This is a genomic window from Alteromonas sp. AWM4_230 (assembly GCF_056158305.1).
On the sequence record NZ_JBSWTB010000001.1, the window covers coordinates 1,204,626 to 1,223,322 of the forward strand.

11 protein-coding genes, 2 tRNA genes and 3 rRNA genes are annotated in these 18,697 nt (G+C 44.3%); 8 read left to right on the forward strand and 8 right to left on the reverse strand.

Annotated features, from left to right (window positions below):
- Positions 1–125 precede the first annotated feature (125 nt).
- Positions 126–416 (forward strand): DUF1330 domain-containing protein, encoded by a 291-nt coding sequence (locus ACXACS_RS05200; protein WP_474804866.1) that lies wholly within the window; start codon positions 126–128, stop codon positions 414–416.
- A gap of 22 nt (positions 417–438) precedes the next feature.
- Here ACXACS_RS05200 and trmA read toward each other — a convergent pair whose 3' ends face one another.
- Positions 439–1,536 carry a tRNA (uridine(54)-C5)-methyltransferase TrmA gene (gene trmA, locus ACXACS_RS05205; RefSeq protein WP_474804868.1) on the reverse strand — a complete coding sequence of 366 codons (1,098 nt, stop codon included), beginning with the start codon at positions 1,534–1,536 and terminating at the stop codon, positions 439–441.
- Positions 1,537–1,726: 190 nt separating this feature from the next.
- Between trmA and ACXACS_RS05210 the strand changes: the two genes are divergently transcribed.
- A complete protein-coding gene (locus tag ACXACS_RS05210) occupies positions 1,727–3,043 on the forward strand; it encodes a DUF5610 domain-containing protein (RefSeq protein WP_474804870.1) in 1,317 nt (438 codons plus the stop codon).
- A gap of 75 nt (positions 3,044–3,118) precedes the next feature.
- Here the strand turns inward: ACXACS_RS05210 and ACXACS_RS05215 are convergent, their stop codons facing one another.
- Entirely contained in the window at positions 3,119–3,583 is a 465-nt protein-coding gene (locus ACXACS_RS05215) for an RNA recognition motif domain-containing protein (protein WP_269918397.1), read from the reverse strand.
- Positions 3,584–4,073: 490 nt separating this feature from the next.
- Between ACXACS_RS05215 and ACXACS_RS05220 the strand changes: the two genes are divergently transcribed.
- The 5 genes from ACXACS_RS05220 (at position 4,074) to rrf (ending at position 9,341) form a co-directional block, all read left to right on the forward strand.
- Positions 4,074–5,606, forward strand: a 16S ribosomal RNA gene (locus tag ACXACS_RS05220).
- Between the two features lie 78 nt (positions 5,607–5,684).
- A tRNA-Ala gene (locus tag ACXACS_RS05225) sits at positions 5,685–5,760 on the forward strand.
- 43 nt (positions 5,761–5,803) lie between these two features.
- Positions 5,804–5,880: transfer RNA gene (locus ACXACS_RS05230), tRNA-Ile, on the forward strand.
- A gap of 349 nt (positions 5,881–6,229) precedes the next feature.
- A 23S ribosomal RNA gene (locus ACXACS_RS05235) occupies positions 6,230–9,105 on the forward strand.
- A gap of 120 nt (positions 9,106–9,225) precedes the next feature.
- Positions 9,226–9,341 (forward strand): 5S ribosomal RNA (gene rrf, locus ACXACS_RS05240).
- The 16S, 23S and 5S rRNA genes sit together here with 2 tRNA genes alongside, the layout of an rRNA operon.
- Positions 9,342–9,458: 117 nt before the next feature.
- Here rrf and ACXACS_RS05245 read toward each other — a convergent pair.
- The 3 genes from ACXACS_RS05245 to ACXACS_RS05255 all read right to left on the reverse strand — a co-directional run bounded on the left by ACXACS_RS05245 (position 9,459) and on the right by ACXACS_RS05255 (position 14,757).
- On the reverse strand, positions 9,459–11,198 hold the full coding sequence (locus ACXACS_RS05245) for an AMP-binding protein (protein ID WP_474809210.1): 1,740 nt from the start codon (positions 11,196–11,198) through the stop codon (positions 9,459–9,461).
- Positions 11,199–11,552: 354 nt separating this feature from the next.
- Positions 11,553–12,131 carry an EF-hand domain-containing protein gene (locus ACXACS_RS05250; RefSeq protein ID WP_474804873.1) on the reverse strand — a complete coding sequence of 193 codons (579 nt, stop codon included), beginning with the start codon at positions 12,129–12,131 and terminating at the stop codon, positions 11,553–11,555.
- Between the two features lie 256 nt (positions 12,132–12,387).
- Positions 12,388–14,757 carry a DNA polymerase II gene (locus tag ACXACS_RS05255; protein ID WP_474804875.1) on the reverse strand — a complete coding sequence of 790 codons (2,370 nt, stop codon included), beginning with the start codon at positions 14,755–14,757 and terminating at the stop codon, positions 12,388–12,390.
- 445 nt (positions 14,758–15,202) lie between these two features.
- Here ACXACS_RS05255 and ACXACS_RS05260 point away from each other — a divergent pair, with 445 nt between their 5' ends.
- Positions 15,203–16,234 (forward strand): MBL fold metallo-hydrolase, encoded by a 1,032-nt coding sequence (locus ACXACS_RS05260; RefSeq protein ID WP_474809211.1) that lies wholly within the window; start codon positions 15,203–15,205, stop codon positions 16,232–16,234.
- On the opposite strand, the gene ACXACS_RS05265 is transcribed toward ACXACS_RS05260, so the two are convergent.
- Genes ACXACS_RS05265 through ACXACS_RS05275 form a run of 3 tightly spaced genes read right to left on the reverse strand, consistent with a single transcriptional unit; the run spans position 16,231 to position 18,454 of the window.
- Positions 16,231–17,508: a sensor histidine kinase gene (locus ACXACS_RS05265; RefSeq protein WP_474804877.1), complete on the reverse strand. Its 1,278-nt coding sequence runs from the start codon at positions 17,506–17,508 to the stop codon at positions 16,231–16,233. The two genes, ACXACS_RS05260 and ACXACS_RS05265, sit on opposite strands and share 4 nt — an antisense overlap.
- Positions 17,508–18,092 carry a chemotaxis protein CheX gene (locus ACXACS_RS05270; RefSeq protein ID WP_474804879.1) on the reverse strand — a complete coding sequence of 195 codons (585 nt, stop codon included), beginning with the start codon at positions 18,090–18,092 and terminating at the stop codon, positions 17,508–17,510. The genes ACXACS_RS05265 and ACXACS_RS05270 overlap by 1 nt, the downstream gene beginning before the upstream one ends.
- The gene (locus ACXACS_RS05275) at positions 18,089–18,454 is read right to left on the reverse strand and encodes a response regulator (protein ID WP_474804881.1); all 366 of its coding nucleotides are present in this window, start codon (positions 18,452–18,454) and stop codon (positions 18,089–18,091) included. Before ACXACS_RS05275 ends, ACXACS_RS05270 begins: the two co-directional genes overlap by 4 nt.
- Between the last annotated feature and the right edge of the window lie 243 nt (positions 18,455–18,697).

Sequence of the window (18,697 nt, forward strand, 5' to 3'; positions counted from 1 at the left end):
TTATCAAATATTTTACGAAACAGATTCTAGCGTAAGCCTTCTTATTACACGAAATATAGCTTGTTAAGCTCTCAATACGATAACGCTGGGTTCAACCAGTTAATTTCAAGAGAAGAGAGCAAGATATGTATTATTCAGTTTTAGAAGTTACACCTACCAATGAAACGTGGATCCCGCACTATGTAAAACTTGCCGCGGATATCGTGTCGAAACACGGTGGAAAATATCTAGCGAACAGTGCGAATCATCAAACTTTAGAAGGCGAGAGAGAAGAACCCGCTATTCGCGCTATTATCCAATGGCCTTCAAAACAAAGCGCACTCGATTTTATGTCTGACCCAGATTACCTTCCACTACTAAAACTAAGAACTGACGGTTCAGTAAGCCATCACGTTCTTGTAGAAGGCAAGGAGTAGTAGAAAATGACTTACACGCAAACTAGACTTTGCGTGTAAGTAGAACGCCTGCCTCAATATGATGAGTGAAAGGAAATTGGTCGAATAGCGCCGATTGAGAAACGTCGTGAGTTTCACTCAAAAGCTCAAGGTTCTGCGCCAAAGTTTCAGGATTACACGAGATATACACAATATTATCGTAATCCTGAATCATTCTTAGTGAATCTTCATCTAACCCAGCTCTTGGTGGGTCGACCAATACAGTGGTGAAATTGTAAGTGCTTAAATCAATGCCTTCTAAGCGACTAAACGTACGCTCGCCCTTCATAGCCTGAGTGAATTCTTCGGCGGCTAACCTTACAATTTTTACATTGCTCAGCTCGTTTTGCTCAATATTAAACTGAGCTGCTTGCACTGAAGGTTTAGCTATTTCGGTACCCACCACATTATCAAAGTGAAGTGCTAGCGGAAGTGAAAAGTTACCGGCACCACAATACATTTCTAGTAAGTCTCCAGAGAGTGGTTTAACACAATCTAAAGCCCATTCAATCATGCTACAGTTCACTTCGGCATTGGGCTGAGTGAAGCTATTTTCTATATGCTTGAATACGAATTCTCGTCCGTTTACTGGTAAACGCTCAATTACAAAATCGTTGTCGATAATAAGCTTTTGCTTTCTAGCGCGACCAATGATGTTTACTTTAGGAAAGTGAGATTCAAGTGTCGCTTTTAATTCTCTTGCTGCCACTTGCCATTCTTCATCTAATTGACGATGGTATAAAAGGCTTATAACAAGTTCACCAGACAACGCAGAAAGGTAATCGATTTGAAATAACTTTTTTCTTAGAGTTTCGTTTGGTCTTACTTCTTCAAGCAAAAGTGTCATCGCATCGTTTATTGCTTTACATGCAGGGGCAAAGCTATCGACACGATATTTTTCTTTCGTTTCCTGATTAAACATGATGTGAAATAAGTCATCGGCCTCGTGCCACACTCTAAACTCTGCGCGCATGCGGTAGTGTGTTGGCTGAGATGGGAATACAGAAAGTTCTGGTGCATTGAATGGAGAAAGCAACGCGGTGAGACGATTTACTTTTTCGTCTAACTGATCTTGATAGCGTTGTTGTTCAGTGGTGGTCATAAAATTCTCCATTCATTGTTGAGGTCGCGAATTGTAGTCCCTTAAAAAATAACTGCAACAAGCGCTCCCGACTTCTTCATTATTAATACGCATGATTGCCTAAATAGCTTTTAGAAAAAAATACTGTATTAAAATTAAACAATATTGATTCTTTGCCGATAATAAGAGTGAGGATAGTGAGGATCAAATTATGAACGTGGGTCAAATTAAAGCTTTTATGGGAGACCAAAAGGTTGATCAGAAAGCGGATCAAAAGGCAACGGTTCACCCAAATGAAGCGCTTAAAAAGCAGTTGCAGCAAGACGGATTGCAGCAAGCCGCTGAGTTCTCGAAGCAACAAGCGGCTTCAGTATCTGTTTCAAGTAGCCAAACGAGTATCGGCTTGCGCGTGGTAAGTAGCAATATTAATCAAGCGTTGGAAATAGATGGGCAAAGACCACAAGAAACGAAAGAGAAAAATCTTGAAGAAAAGTCGAACGGTTTATTCGATTTTGAAAAAGTAGCCCGAAACGTACTTAAGTTCGTGGGCAGCGTTATTCGCGGCGCAGCCGATGGAGGTGCCAGCGAAGAAAAGCTGACCGGGCTATTTAGCCAAGCAAGAGAAGGAGTAAGCCGCGGCTTCGCGATGGCTGAAAAAGATCTTGCTGGGTTTATGAATGAAGAGATTGAGCAAGGTATAACGAAAAGCCGGGATCTTATTGATACGGGTATTGATGATCTAGAAACCGATATCTTTGGACGCCAGCAGCCTAATGCTGTCCAGCTGTCTTCGTTGGAAGCTGTTGCAGCATCGGACGAAAAAAGCGGTAGTTTGATGATTCGAACTAAAGATGGTGATGAAGTGAGCTTTAGTTTTGAAAGCCTGCGTTCTTTCCAGGCTTCTCAGCAACTTAATTTTCAGGCTCAGGCATCTCAAGGCCAATCTGACGGTAGTGGTGAGCAAAGTGAAAGTGGCTTTTCGGCAAGCTATTCTCAACAAACGTCTTATCAATACTATGAACGAAGCGGTATTAGCTTTTCATTGAAAGGAGAACTTGATGAAGATGAGTTGGAATCGATAGCTGATTTAGTTGGGCAAGTGCAGGATCTAGCCGATACCTTCTATAGTGGTGACATCGACAAGGCATTTGAAGAAGCACTGAGTTTAGGCTTTGATGATAAAGAGTTGGTTGGTTACGCACTACAACTAAATAGAACAACACAAACAGAAGTGCTAAAGACATACGAAAATATTCAGCACTATAACGAAGATAAAAGCGACAACGCGAAGTTTGGTAATGTGGTTAGTCCAATCGCTCAGTACTTAGAGAAAATGATGGATACTTTTGCTAATGCAGAAAGTTCATTAGAAAGTAGTGAAGACTATAATACTTTAATAGCTGGTATTATTAACGAAATGGAAGATGTCCAGGTTCCTGATCTAATATCCGCCATAAATAGATTTCGTTCTTTTAACCAAACTTTATTAGATGGCCTTCCTCAATCAGCTGAAGCCAGCGAGAGTTAATGCTTATGATAATAAAAAGCCCGGAAGCGAGAGCTTACCGGGCTTTTTTACATAACTAAAAACTACGAATAAGAATTACGCGTGTTCTACTTTGTCTTTTGCAGGTCGAACTTTCAACGTTCGTTCCTGGAAGATAGAGTCGTTAGTCTTATCAATAACACTACTAAGATCGTCTGTGACAACCTCGATAAAACCGTAACCTTTTCTTTTTCCAGTTTTACGATCCTTCATTAAACGAACCGACTGCACTTCAATAAAGCTACTGAAGTACTCCTTTACTGCGTTCTCGTTTGCTCTATAGGGTAAGTTACCCACATATAAAGTTTCAACTGATCCGTTATTGGTGTGTGCTCTGGCATCTGAGGAAGATGGACTTTGAATAAGAGACGCTAGCCAAGGAGTAACGATACCGCTTATCAGCAGAGCTGCAGATACGGTAAGTGGAACATGGACGTTTAAACTAGCAGAAGAAAATAACAAATACCCTGCAATTGCAAAAATAGCGCTAATTACAGCGCATTGAATAAAGCCTACTTTCATATACCTACCTTTCTATTGTTTATTATGGTGTTGGAGGCTGTATATAGTTTACTCATTTGTAACAATTAGAACAATAAAATGTGAAAAAACTAGTCGAAAGATGCATTGAGCCAATGGAAATGATGCAGAAATGAACGGTTAACACCAAAAGTGCCTTAAAATGCAAAAAAATCCAATTTAAGTGTTGATCTTTCTCAAGAGGTATCTATAATGCGCTCCACGTTCTGAGGGGGCTTCGAGAAAAACAAAGCCAACTTAGCAACAAGTGCGAAACCAAGTTTTCAAGCAAATAAAAAGTTTAAAAACATGGTTGACATCGAAAATAAACGATGTAAAATGCGCACCTCACTCGAGCAGGGTGAGTCACTAAGAAGCAACGGCTTCTAGTGAATAGCAGCGAAGCTGCTACGTTCTTTAACAATTTAGACAAGACAATCTGTGTGGGCACTCGTTAAGAGTGTCACAACGACGATTCATATTTCGATATATTTAATTGAAGAGTTTGATCATGGCTCAGATTGAACGCTGGCGGCAGGCCTAACACATGCAAGTCGAACGGTAACAGGAAGTGCTTGCACTTCGCTGACGAGTGGCGGACGGGTGAGTAATGCTTGGGAACTTGCCTTTGCGAGGGGGATAACAGTTGGAAACGACTGCTAATACCGCATAATGTCTACGGACCAAACGGGGCTTAGGCTCCGGCGCAAAGAGAGGCCCAAGTGAGATTAGCTAGTTGGTAAGGTAAAGGCTTACCAAGGCAACGATCTCTAGCTGTTCTGAGAGGAAGATCAGCCACACTGGGACTGAGACACGGCCCAGACTCCTACGGGAGGCAGCAGTGGGGAATATTGCACAATGGGGGAAACCCTGATGCAGCCATGCCGCGTGTGTGAAGAAGGCCTTCGGGTTGTAAAGCACTTTCAGTTGTGAGGAAAAGTTAGTAGTTAATACCTGCTAGCCGTGACGTTAACAACAGAAGAAGCACCGGCTAACTCCGTGCCAGCAGCCGCGGTAATACGGAGGGTGCGAGCGTTAATCGGAATTACTGGGCGTAAAGCGCACGCAGGCGGTTTGTTAAGCTAGATGTGAAAGCCCCGGGCTCAACCTGGGATGGTCATTTAGAACTGGCAGACTAGAGTCTTGGAGAGGGGAGTGGAATTCCAGGTGTAGCGGTGAAATGCGTAGATATCTGGAGGAACATCAGTGGCGAAGGCGACTCCCTGGCCAAAGACTGACGCTCATGTGCGAAAGTGTGGGTAGCGAACAGGATTAGATACCCTGGTAGTCCACACCGTAAACGCTGTCTACTAGCTGTTTGTGACTTTAAGTCGTGAGTAGCGAAGCTAACGCGCTAAGTAGACCGCCTGGGGAGTACGGCCGCAAGGTTAAAACTCAAATGAATTGACGGGGGCCCGCACAAGCGGTGGAGCATGTGGTTTAATTCGATGCAACGCGAAGAACCTTACCTACACTTGACATGCAGAGAACTTTCCAGAGATGGATTGGTGCCTTCGGGAACTCTGACACAGGTGCTGCATGGCTGTCGTCAGCTCGTGTCGTGAGATGTTGGGTTAAGTCCCGCAACGAGCGCAACCCTTGTCCTTAGTTGCCAGCATTAAGTTGGGCACTCTAAGGAGACTGCCGGTGACAAACCGGAGGAAGGTGGGGACGACGTCAAGTCATCATGGCCCTTACGTGTAGGGCTACACACGTGCTACAATGGCATTTACAGAGGGAAGCGAGACAGTGATGTGGAGCGGACCCCTTAAAGAATGTCGTAGTCCGGATTGGAGTCTGCAACTCGACTCCATGAAGTCGGAATCGCTAGTAATCGCAGGTCAGAATACTGCGGTGAATACGTTCCCGGGCCTTGTACACACCGCCCGTCACACCATGGGAGTGGGATGCAAAAGAAGTAGTTAGTCTAACCTTCGGGAGGACGATTACCACTTTGTGTTTCATGACTGGGGTGAAGTCGTAACAAGGTAACCCTAGGGGAACCTGGGGTTGGATCACCTCCTTACCATTACGTCGACAGACGCACTTGATGCAGTGTCTACACAGATAGTCTTGTTTAAAATGAAGAACGACACAAGTTTATGGGGCTATAGCTCAGCTGGGAGAGCGCCTGATTTGCATTCAGGAGGTCAGCAGTTCGATCCTGCTTAGCTCCACCATCTACTTGAAACTGAGTTTGTTGTTAACAAGCTTAGAAACTGAAGGCTTGTAGCTCAGCTGGTTAGAGCGCACCCCTGATAAGGGTGAGGTCGGCAGTTCAAGTCTGCCCAAGCCTACCATTTCCTTGCTTTAAGAAAGGAAGGTAACAAAGGTAGAAACGTGTCACGTTGGACCCGAAATCCTAATGAATATTTACTGTTTCAGTAAGCATTGATTAGGGTTTTTTACTCTAAAGATGAAAGTACTGCTTTTGCAGGAAACATCGAATGTTCTTTAACAATTTGGAAAGCTGATATTAATAGTAATCAATCAAAATTGAGTAACTGAGAAATCGAAAGATGAACTTTTTACTCTACTTGACTGAATTGCTTGTTGTCAATTTATTGATAGCAAGGCAATTCTTCCGATTAGCTTGTCATTCATGCGACATAACTTAGACAGAAGTCAAAAGGCTGTTTGGGGTTGTATGGTTAAGTGACGAAGCGTATACGGTGGATGCCTTGGCAGTTAGAGGCGATGAAGGACGTGTAAGTCTGCGAAAAGCTGTGGTGAGCCGACAAAATGCATTTGAGCCACAGATGTCCGAATGGGGAAACCCACCTATTTATAGGTATCGTTACGTGAATACATAGCGTAACGAGGCGAACGAGGGGAACTGAAACATCTAAGTACCCTTAGGAAAAGAAATCAATTGAGATTCCCCTAGTAGCGGCGAGCGAACGGGGAACAGCCCTTAAGCTGTATTGAATGTAGTGGAATCCTTTGGGAAGAGGAGCGATACAAGGTGATAGCCCTGTACACGACGCAATCTTTACAGTGAAATCGAGTAGGTCGGGACACGTGTTATCTTGACTGAATATGGGGGGACCATCCTCCAAGGCTAAATACTCCTAACTGACCGATAGTGAACCAGTACCGTGAGGGAAAGGCGAAAAGAACCCCTGTGAGGGGAGTGAAATAGAACCTGAAACCGTATACGTACAAGCAGTGGGAGCCCTTCGGGGTGACTGCGTACCTTTTGTATAATGGGTCAGCGACTTATATTTAGTAGCAAGGTTAAGCGAATAGCGGAGCCGTAGCGAAAGCGAGTGTTAACTGCGCGTTTAGTTGCTAGGTATAGACCCGAAACCCGGTGATCTAGCCATGAGCAGGTTGAAGGTTGAGTAACATCAACTGGAGGACCGAACCCACTGACGTTGAAAAGTCAGGGGATGACTTGTGGCTGGGGGTGAAAGGCCAATCAAACCGGGAGATAGCTGGTTCTCCCCGAAATCTATTTAGGTAGAGCCTCGGACGAATTCCATTGGGGGTAGAGCACTGTTAAGGCTAGGGGGTCATCCCGACTTACCAACCCTTTGCAAACTCCGAATACCAATGAGAACTATCCGGGAGACACACGGCGGGTGCTAACGTCCGTCGTGGAGAGGGAAACAACCCAGACCGCCAGCTAAGGTCCCAAAATATTGCTAAGTGGGAAACGATGTGGGAAGGCATAGACAGCTAGGAGGTTGGCTTAGAAGCAGCCACCCTTTAAAGAAAGCGTAATAGCTCACTAGTCGAGTCGGCCTGCGCGGAAGATGTAACGGGGCTAAGCAATATACCGAAGCTGCGGCAGCACGTTTACGTGCTGGGTAGGGGAGCGTTGTGTAAGTGGATGAAGGTGAGTTGTAAAGCTTGCTGGACATATCACAAGTGCGAATGCTGACATGAGTAACGATAATGGGAGTGAAAAACTCCCACGCCGGAAGACCAAGGTTTCCTGTCCCATGCTAATCAGGGCAGGGTAAGTCGGCCCCTAAGGCGAGGCAGAAATGCGTAGTCGATGGGAAACGGATTAATATTTCCGTACTTATATAATCAGTGATGGAGGGACGGAGAAGGCTAGGCAAGCTTGGCGTTGGTTGTCCAAGTGAAAGTGCGTAGGCTGAAAACTTAGGTAAATCCGGGTTTTCAAGGCCGAGACACGAGACGAGCTCCCAAGGGAGTGAAGTTGTTGATGCCCTGCTTCCAGGAAAAGCTTCTAAACTTATGATTATATGAACCGTACCCCAAACCGACACAGGTGGTCAGGTAGAGAATACTAAGGCGCTTGAGAGAACTCGGGTGAAGGAACTCGGCAAAATTGTACCGTAACTTCGGGAGAAGGTACGCCTCTGTTTGTGAACACTTCGCGTGGTAAGCAAATGGAGGCCGCAGTGACCAGGTGGCTGGGACTGTTTATTAAAAACACAGCACTCTGCAAACTCGTAAGAGGACGTATAGGGTGTGACACCTGCCCGGTGCCGGAAGGTTAATTGATGGGGTTAGTTTTCGGACGAAGCTCTTGATCGAAGCCCCGGTAAACGGCGGCCGTAACTATAACGGTCCTAAGGTAGCGAAATTCCTTGTCGGGTAAGTTCCGACCTGCACGAATGGTGTAACCATGGCCACGCTGTCTCCACCCGAGACTCAGTGAAATTGAAATCGCAGTGAAGATGCTGTGTACCCGCACCTAGACGGAAAGACCCCGTGAACCTTTACTACAGCTTGGCACTGAACATTGAACCTACATGTGTAGGATAGGTGGGAGGCTTTGAAGCACAGTCGCTAGATTGTGTGGAGCCGTCCTTGAAATACCACCCTTGTATGTTTGATGTTCTAACATTGGTCCCTTATCGGGATTGTGGACAGTGTCTGGTGGGTAGTTTGACTGGGGCGGTCTCCTCCCAAATAGTAACGGAGGAGCACGAAGGTTAGCTAATCACGGTCGGACATCGTGAGGTTAGTGCAATGGCATAAGCTAGCTTAACTGCGAGACAGACACGTCGAGCAGGTACGAAAGTAGGTCATAGTGATCCGGTGGTTCTGTATGGAAGGGCCATCGCTCAACGGATAAAAGGTACTCCGGGGATAACAGGCTGATACCGCCCAAGAGTTCATATCGACGGCGGTGTTTGGCACCTCGATGTCGGCTCATCACATCCTGGGGCTGAAGTCGGTCCCAAGGGTATGGCTGTTCGCCATTTAAAGTGGTACGCGAGCTGGGTTTAGAACGTCGTGAGACAGTTCGGTCCCTATCTGGTGTGGGCGTTGGATGATTGATGGGAGCTGCTCCTAGTACGAGAGGACCGGAGTGGACGAACCGCTGGTGTTCGGGTTGTGATGCCAATCGCATTGCCCGGTAGCTATGTTCGGAACGGATAACCGCTGAAAGCATCTAAGCGGGAAGCCGGCCCAAAGATGAGTCATCCCTGAACTTTAAGTTCTGGAAGGGTTGTTATAGACGATGACGTTGATAGGCAGGGTGTGGAAGCGTTGTAAGGCGTTAAGCTAACCTGTACTAATTGCCCGAGAGGCTTAACCATACAACGCCCAAAAAGCTTTAGGCTTTTGCGTGTTGTAGACAAGCTAAAGTAAGTAGAGTGAAAAGTAGTTACTCACTGATTGAATTAATATTATCTTTCCCAAATTGTTACCAGTTTTTTCCTGGCAGCCATAGCGATACGGTACCACCTGAATCCATTCCGAACTCAGAAGTGAAACGTATTAGCGCCGATGGTAGTGTGGGGCTTCCCCATGTGAGAGTAGGACACTGCCAGGTCCCATTAAGAGAAACCCGCCTAACGGCGGGTTTTTTGCTTTCTGAAGCAAAGAAAAATAATGGGGTCAGAGTCACGACACTGACCCTCAACTCTGACCCCATTTGTTTGCCGTAGGTTTACGCCTCGGTCTGTAGTGCTTGTTTTTTCAGGGTTTCTATCATGTGTTCACGCATTTTAAACTTCTGTAGCTTGCCTGTTACTGTCATTGGGTACTCTTTTACTACACTGATGTATTTAGGTACTTTAAAATAAGCAAGTTTTGATGTTAAGTAGTCTCGTATTTGATCTTCATCTACATGCCTATTGTCTTTTGCTTTGATCCAAAGGCACACTTGCTCGCCATATTTGTTATCGGGTATGCCAAATACAGCAGCGTCAGATACATCGTCATGTTGGTACAGCACCTCTTCGATTTCTCGTGGATAGATATTTTCGCCCCCGCGAATGATCATGTCCTTTATTCTGCCTACAATAGTGACATAGCCTTCTTCGTCCATTTCGCCTAGATCGCCAGAATGAAGCCAACCTTCGTCGTCTATGGTAGCTCTAGTTTTAGCTTCATCTCCCCAGTAACCTTTCATTACGCAATAGCCTCTCGCACAAATCTCACCTGGCTCTCCAATTGGAACAGTACTGCCTTGTGCGTCGATAATTTTTACTTCGGTATGAGGCATAGCTCGGCCGACCGTTTTAACCTGTTTCTCAAATGGTGATTCAATATCGGTAATATGATTGATAGGGCTGCACTCTGTTTGACCGTAACCTATAACGACTTCGGTCATATGAAACTCACTATGGACTTTACGCATTAGTTCCTCAGGACATGTACTTCCCGCCATAACGCCAGTTCTCAAGCTCGATAAATCGAAGCTTCTAAAGTTAGGAAGCTCTAGCTCGGCGATGAACATGGTAGGCACGCCGTGCAAGCCAGTACACTTTTCTTCTTCTACTGTGCGAAGCGTTTGTTCAGGGTCAAAAGACTCCCCAGGAAATACTGCGCATGCACCAGATGCTAAACAGACTAAGTTGCCCAACACCATACCGAAACAATGATAGAGTGGTACGGGAATACAAAGCTTGTCTTGGTGCGTAAATCTCATTGCTTCTGATACTAATAAACCATTATTTAAAATATTACGATGAGTGAGTGTTGCGCCTTTCGGGTTACCAGTCGTACCTGAGGTGAATTGAATGTTGATGTTATCATCAGCATTTAGCGTTCTTTCGATGTCTTTTAACTGCGATTTTAAAGCCTTAGTAGGCTCTACTTGGAGTTTTGAAAATGCCTGTAAGCCGTCTACAGACGTTTCACCGATAGTATATACGTGTTTAAGAGAAGGGAGCTTCGAGAGCGATAGCGCCGCGTCCGTTTGGCTCTGTTCGTCAGAATCTAGTTCCGGAGTTAGTTCTTTCAAAATGGCGATGTAGTTTGAGTGTTTAAAAGACTGTGCCATCACCAAGTGCTTTACCCCGACATTGTTAATAGCAAAGGCTAATTCATCTGGGCGGTAAGCTGGGTTAAGACATACCATGATCGCACCAATTCTTGCCGTGGCCATTTGTACAAGTGACCACTCGATGTTATTGGGGGACCATATCCCAACTCGATCACCTGGCTCTACGCCATTGGCAAGTAAACCACAAGCCACACGTTCTACTTCACGCCAGTATTGCTGATAGGTCCAGTGAATACTTTGATGTTTTACGATGATCGCTGGGTTATCGCCATAATTGTCGACAACCTTTTTGAAGTATTGACCGATTGTTAATGATGTCAGTTCAGCATTATTAGGACCGTTAAACTCACTCTTTTGAAGTGGGAGTAGAGTATTTGGCTGCATCTTTGATTCCATTATTCCTTGCCTCCATGCGCGTACGCATATGATTATAATGTGATTTTAGATAATCGCTATCATGATTTTTTAATCGGCTTACACAATAGCGACCTTTGCGCTAATTACAGAATGCGCAATTGAGTAAACAAAATATTTAACCTTTATTAACAATATGGTTGCAAATGCGTTTTGTCGACAAGATGTTGGTCGTATACGGCGCTGTTTAACGAAAAATATTAGTATTTCGTCGCAGACCATTTATAAGGAGGGCGAACTCATGAGTTTCGTGGGATGGATTGTCTGAGGTAAAATAAAAAAGCCCCGCACTTTAAGCGGGGCTACATAGTTGAGAATACTATGAATTATTTAGTTTAACTATTCTGATTCAATCTCTTCAAAATAGGTACGGTATTCCATACGAGTTATGTACGAATCACCATCTTCATCCATTGAGTCAAAGTCGCCTTCAACGTCGGCCATTTCTAGCTCCTTCTCACTGATTTTACCATCGCTATCCTTGTCGATTTTAGTGAACTTAGTATTGGCTGTTGCAGACATCTCAGTGCGCAACTCTTTATTCTTTTCTGAAATCATTTCATTATCAGCTTTAGAAAATAGTGCTGGATTGCCTTCTTCAGTGAGTACAGCGTCTGTTGTACCTTCAGCTTTAACCTGCGTGATAACCTCATCGCTGAACATCGATGGTTTTTCATCGACAAATGAATTAAATTCTGCACGGCTAACCATACTGTCGCCGTCAGTATCCATTTTAGATACTAATTTACTGTCGATTGTACCTGACGATTCTGAACCGACTATGTAGCCATTACCGTCTTGATCGAGCGCGTTAAAGCTCTTGGAAATTTTTTCTTCATGGTGACCTGCGAGTGCTGACGCTGAAAGTGTAGCGGCAACAACGGCACTAGTAATCATACTTAACTTTGTGATCTTCATAATCAAATTCCTTCTGTTTCTCATTGCGAACACGGGCTATCAATTGCCCTAATCACTAAATTGAACGCATGTTGATTGAAGTTAATTCCTCAAACAAACCTATTTAGCTACTCACAAATATCTTATTCACTTGTCGTGCCAACGATCTAAATTATTGAAAATGTGAGCAATTGCTTAAGGTGGGAATAGGTTTAGTGTGTAATTTTTTTGTTAATTTGTCACGAAGCCTGAAAGATCTTCATACAAATAAACATAGTTAAAATAAGGAAAGCTGAGCGTTAGCTATGCGCTCAAAATTAAGGGATATCAATGGCAATATACTATCAGCAATAGGCTTTATCTGTTTCTCTATATAGTGGTCATAGTCAAGCGGCGCAGAGATTGTTTCTACTGTTTGCGGCCCTTGAACGGTAATTACATAGGCTATGGATGTATTAGATTGGTAGCGAAGTGGTAAGCCCTGTTCTTCAAATAACTTGTCGGCCCTTCTTGCCGCTTTTACGTGTGGGGGAAGAGATTTAACATACGAAGAAAGTGGTTTTCTGAGTCGCTTTTTATACACCAACTCGCCATCCATTTTTCCCGCCTTTACTGCGTTTAGCGTTTTATTGATGTACTGTTTTACAGGTTCATTGTTAAAGACTCTTTTGTATAGCTCGTATTGAAACACTTTAGCAAGCACTGTCCAATCCGAACGCACGTTCTCTAGGCCTTTAAAGATAAGCTCACCGTCTTTCATCCCTGCGTAGCGCTTTTTACTACCTTCAGAAGAGCCACGAATTGTTGGCATAAAGAAGGTAGAAAAGTGAGATTCGAACTCAATCTCTAAATGGCAATCAATATTGAATTGACGCTTAAGTAACTCAGTCCATTTCTGGTTAATAATTTTGGCAAGCTCACGACCTGTTTCAGAAGGTGTACCCAGTGCAGTAATTCCTTCAACATGCACAAAGGTTGAATCAGTATCACCGTAAATAACCGTATAGCCTAGTTCCTCAATCCAACTCGCAGTGGTTTGCATGATCTCATGCCCACGCAATGTAATTGAACTGGCAAGACGAGGATCGTAAAAAGGACAGCCTCCGCTACCAAGTACTCCATAGAAAGAGTTCATTAATATTTTAATGGCTTGAGAGCGTGGTGCGTCTTTCTGTTTTTTGGCTTCGTCGCGCTGAAGCCATAGGTTTTCGATAATTGAAGGTAGAAAATGTGATTCGCGGCTAAATACTGCGCCTTTAAACCCCTCTATTGCCGTATCAGGAGACTTAAGTCCTTCTGCAAGCCCTAACGGGTCGATTTTAAACGTGCGAATAATGGACGGGTAAAGGCTCTTAAAATCGAGGACTAAAACATCTTTATATAAACCTGGTTGCGAGCGCATGACATAACCGCCCGGACTAGCTAAACCGCCATTTTCTGGCCTCACTCCAGCGACATAAGACTTGCGGTGTAGCTTAGGTAAATAAACGTTTAAAAACGCCGCTACCGAGCCTCCCGGGCGGCTCATATCTAAGCCGGTAAGAATGCTCCGTAATGCCAGAAAATCAATAAACTGGGTTTTATCCTGAATGCGGTTTACTAGTTCGGTGTCTTTAAAGTTGTAGTTCGCGAGTGCAACAGGGTCGCTATGATAAAGATGTTTTATCGCTTCAAGTTTGTCGGCAGCTTGAATAAGCTTATTTTCACCAAGCAGTTCTTCGGAAACATGGTCAAGAGAGAAGGACTCAAACTGATAGGTCATGGTTTTAAGTGCTTCAATACCATCAATCACGCATCGGCCAGGTACATCAACAAGTGTTTGGTCTTCCCACTGTCTTACTGAAGCCTCTCGGCCATGGCGGCCAATAGCATACTTGAGCGAATTTGCCTTAGCACGGCGGCCCAGCACAGCCATATCAAACTGCTTAACGTTCCAACCCAAAATAATGTCTGGGTCGTGGGAGGTTAGGTGTGAAAAAAAAGCTTCTAGCAGTTCTTTTTCAGACTCGACCGTAATAAGCGTGTATGGACTGTCTTCTTGCTCCTGTAATGTCTGACCAATAAAACTCGGTGGACAAACAAGCAGCACTACACTTTTTCCGTCGCCTGCCAGTGCAATGCTGAACAGCTCTTCGTGTTCATTACACTCAATATCTATACTTAATGACGTAAAAGTAGTTCTGAAATGGCAGGGTCTAATTTGCGCATTTTCTATAACAAGTTGTGACGTATCATCGACAACTTGTGGGGTAACGAACTCCACTGCGCCATACACAAAGCGCTCCATTAGATAGCGATCGGCCACGCGAATATCAGCTTCATACAATACAATACTTTGCTCTTGCGCGCGTTGGCGAAGCTGGTGCATATGCGATTCGGTGGCGGTCTTGACCGTAGCCACAGGAACTTGTTCTAGCGTGTGAAAACCATCTTCTGAAATTATGATCTTAACTGGCATACGAGCAGCAATGTCGCGCAATGCAGCAGATTGTTCGAGGGACACAAAGCAAGTGGGGTTCTGAGGTGACGATACTAATCTAGCGGTGTTATTGGCGGTTTTAACCCAGAGTTCAACATATACTTTGCCTCGCTGGGTAAACGTACTTTTGTTGAGTATGAACCCTTGCTGTATTACTGGGGCTGACATGAATTTGTTTTTACTAACCGCTTTTTAAAGGTGTCAATTTATTAGGAAAGCCCTAAGTGCGTGGGCGTTGATTGAATTTTTCTAACCATCTATAACCAGCATTTTACGTATTCAGTCAAAAGCGCAAAAGGTACAAAATACGTCGGCTATCAACTTCAACAACCACAGTATAGCGTTTGTTATCACCAAGTCCTATAGATCTCTATTCGACAGATATGTTTGTTTTTGTTAACGGAGCGAGTTAGAACGAGACTGGTACTAATTATCTTGCATGAGAACGAAGGTATCAGACCAATAAGATTATGCTGCGTTTGCACACTAGCATTATCGACTTACGGTTTTATCAAAAAAGGCGGTCGTACCTAGGCTATTTTAGCAGCCATTGGAAACAGTGGAACGACTCAGTGAATATTAAAAGATGCAGGCTAGAAAAGGTGAGGGCGATATGGAGTATCTATACGACAAACAGGTAGAACCGGGTGAGCTAATTGAAGTAGCCGAAGATGTACTTTGGCTAACTATGCCCCTTCCTTTTGAACTCGATCATATAAACCTGTACTTAATTCGCGATGAAGGCGGCTGGGTAGTAATTGACACTGGCATTGGAACGTCTACTACCAAATCACTCTGGAAGCGTATATTTGAACAATTAGATGCACCAATTGTCGGTGTTATTGTTACGCACTTACATCCTGATCACGTAGGGTTAGCAGGTTGGATAGCTGATACATTTAACGTGCCTTTTTATATGACCCAAACTGAGTATTTTACTGCGCGAGCCTTCGCAGCAGGCAGAAACGGCGCTACTAACGCAAGAGATGTTCTGTATTACCAGCGGGTAGGGCTTGATGAATCAATGATTGCAAAGCTGACCTCTGGCGAGGGCAATGGTTACAGCAGTGTAGTCTCGCCACTTCCCATAAGCTATACCCGTTTAAAGCATGGCATGACATTATCGCTTGGCGATAATGAATGGGTAATTATGATTGGCCGCGGCCATTCTCCCGAACATGCCTGCCTTTACAATGAAAAGAAAAATATTCTTATATCTGGCGATCATATTCTACCTATCATCACACCCAATATCGGCGCCTATTCAACAGAGCCTGACGCCAACACCCTAGACGACTACCTGAACACCTTGCCCCAGTTTAAAAGCTTGCCGAAAAATACAACCGTGTTACCCGCACACAAACTTCCCTTTATTGGTCTTCACGAGCGGGTAGACTCGCTCATTGCACATCACCACGAACATCTTAAAGCGTTGTTAAAGGCTTGTGAGAAACCTCAAACGGTAGTCGAGCTGTTACCCGTTATGTTTAAGCGCAAGCTTTCAAGCCGTAACATGGTGTTCGCTGTGGCGGAGTGTTTATCTCACCTTAACTATTTAATAAATGAAGGGAGTATTTCGCGAACACTCAATGAGGAAGGTGTATTTATATTTAAGGGGTGCGAAGCGAGTAAACTAGCAAGCTAGGAATCACTGGTGGGCTCTGCAGGGGCTTTAGGTATGGTGATTTCTACAACAGTTCCTTTAGCCTCTTTACTGCTAATGGATATTTTACCTTGGTGTTGTTCTATGGCGGTGTAAGCCACAGAAAGGCCCAGCCCTTGACCTTGCCCTTCAGCTTTGGTGGTAAAAAAAGGTTCGAACACGCGTTTTAAGTGTTTTGTTGGGATGCCACAGCCTGAGTCCAGTATTTTAATCGTTACTGATTGCGCGGCATCAATTACGGTGAGTTTAACAAAGCCCTTATCTTCTATCGCCTGCGCAGCATTTATCATTACGTTCATCAGGGCTTGTTTCAGTGGCCCTGGATTTCCCATAACCTCCACCTTTTCTTGCTCACATTCAATTTTATATTGGGGGGCGCTGTATTGAGCGGAAATGAGCGTGATGAGCTGATTACATATGGCGCATATATCTACTGTTTGCATCCCTTCGGCAGTTTCTAGTGAGAAGTTTTTAAGGTTCTCGACAATATCTTTTACCCGTGTAAGCCCTTCAGTAGACTCCGCAATTAGCTCGGTGATATCGTCTTTCAGTAGGTCATAGTGATTCGACTCAAATAAGGCATCTATTTGTTCCTTAAGCTCGTCATTAAAGAGCTCAATTTGCCCTTTCACGCCGTCACAAATCGCAAGAAGGTGCGATGCGTATTGATCTAGCGTATTGAGGTTAGCATTTACAAAGCCAATTGGATTGTTAATTTCATGAGCTATACCTGCTGCAAGTTGCCCCGTAGAGGCCATCTTTTCAGCTTGAATAAGCTGGCTTTGGGCGGTATCGAGTTTGCGAATGAGCTTTCGCTGCGCTTCGTGCTCTTTTTTTAGGGCTTCGGAAAGTTTTTGCTGGGCTCTGAAATAGCTCGCTTGGGCGGTTACATCTTGCAAGAATATACAGGCTAAACGCTGCCCGGTTTTTTTATCTTTAATAGGCAAAATTTCCATATTTTGGTACATCTGTGTCTCTTCGCCCGTAATAGGCCGAGAGCTTTTGAATGGAAATATATGCGGTCTTTGCTCCCAATAGCTAAAGCTTGGGTGCTGTAGTACGAATACCGACTTTAGCCTTCGCTTAAGGAACTTACCTTGCCCTTGAAACAACTCAACCACAGGCGTGTCTTTATAACAGTTGCGCATTTTGTGGGGGAGGCGATCTAAAAAGAAGTCGTTGAGATAAACGACGTTGAAGCTTTCATCGACTACACCAATTCCGACAGGTAACTTACCTACCAGCTGTTCAAACATTATGCGAGTAACTCATCCAATGTGTTTTTCATGCGAGCAAGAGATTCATCGTCTAAACAAAACACAACGCGCATGCTAAATGAGGAAATTGCGATAATGAACTGTACTTCCATCACCAAGCTATGCTGCCACTGGAGCTCATCAAAGTTCGCTTTATCGGGTAAAAACAACGTAGGCATGTTCAAGTTGGTGGTAAGCTCTAACTGATCAGAAAGGCCAGCTAAGCATGCGCCCGCTAAGATATTGCAAAGCTCTAAAATAATTTCTTGAATGTCTTCCTTGCTCAATGGTTCGTCGTAATCCATTAACGTAGCGACCTCACTCAACCCAGCTTGAGATAGCACAGACATGACTTCACCGTGCACATCGCCTAAGAAAGACTGACGGGTATAAAAGGCATCTTCGGTTTCAAATAAAAGGCTATAGAGCTGAGTTGGCGTGACGGCTGAAATTTTAGGAATAGAAATATCGATTTTTGTTTCGATAAGTTGAGCGAGGGAATTTGCAGCCTGCCCCATTGAAATATTAAGCAGCTCTTGAAGGGCATCTCTTTGCTCTTCATCCAGTGGTAGTACAATGCTCATAAATACCCCAACTCAAACAGTGCCATTGCTAATTCTTCTTTGTCTAAAGGTTTGCGAAGAAAACGCTTTGCGCCTAAAGACATCACAATTTTTTGTTTTTCAGGCTGAAAATCAGCGCTTATCACAATTACGTTTGGCATATTGGATCTTGCATGTAAAAACTCCAGCACGCCGACGCCATCCACTTCTGGCATGGTAAGGTCTAAGAGAACGAGCGCAAAATCGCTCTCAGAAAGTGCATTAATCGCCTCTTGCCCGTTTGTTGCCTCGGTTATGTCGTACTCCAAGTCTTGGGGGAGGGAGCGTATAACACTGCGCCTCGACAACTTGGAGTCATCAGCAACTAGTACAGAAAGTGACATTTAAAGCCTCCTTGAGCGGCATTTAACGTAATGCCTTCTTGATAAAGTATGTGCAACTTTTGCGTTACTGCAACAATACCTACGAAAATTATTGTTGTAGTGTGCTCTATCTGTTTATTGAGTGATTAGAGTATATGACAAAGGTGACTTTTGTGCGTATTAGACTTTAAGTTGAATTGATAAGTCGCGGAGAAGGAAGTTGCAGCTAAAAACACGGGGGTGCACCGACTTTGGCACACACCC

Coding starts and splice junctions, on each gene's coding strand:
- ACXACS_RS05215 (WP_269918397.1), bottom strand. CDS start 3,583: ATGAAAGTAGGCTTTATTCAATGCGCTGTAATTAGCGCTATTTTTGCA.
- ACXACS_RS05210 (WP_474804870.1), top strand. CDS start 1,727: ATGAACGTGGGTCAAATTAAAGCTTTTATGGGAGACCAAAAGGTTGAT.
- ACXACS_RS05255 (WP_474804875.1), bottom strand. CDS start 14,757: ATGTCAGCCCCAGTAATACAGCAAGGGTTCATACTCAACAAAAGTACG.
- trmA (WP_474804868.1), bottom strand. CDS start 1,536: ATGACCACCACTGAACAACAACGCTATCAAGATCAGTTAGACGAAAAA.
- ACXACS_RS05275 (WP_474804881.1), bottom strand. CDS start 18,454: ATGTCACTTTCTGTACTAGTTGCTGATGACTCCAAGTTGTCGAGGCGC.
- ACXACS_RS05260 (WP_474809211.1), top strand. CDS start 15,203: ATGGAGTATCTATACGACAAACAGGTAGAACCGGGTGAGCTAATTGAA.
- ACXACS_RS05200 (WP_474804866.1), top strand. CDS start 126: ATGTATTATTCAGTTTTAGAAGTTACACCTACCAATGAAACGTGGATC.
- ACXACS_RS05250 (WP_474804873.1), bottom strand. CDS start 12,131: ATGAAGATCACAAAGTTAAGTATGATTACTAGTGCCGTTGTTGCCGCT.
- ACXACS_RS05270 (WP_474804879.1), bottom strand. CDS start 18,092: ATGAGCATTGTACTACCACTGGATGAAGAGCAAAGAGATGCCCTTCAA.
- ACXACS_RS05265 (WP_474804877.1), bottom strand. CDS start 17,508: ATGTTTGAACAGCTGGTAGGTAAGTTACCTGTCGGAATTGGTGTAGTC.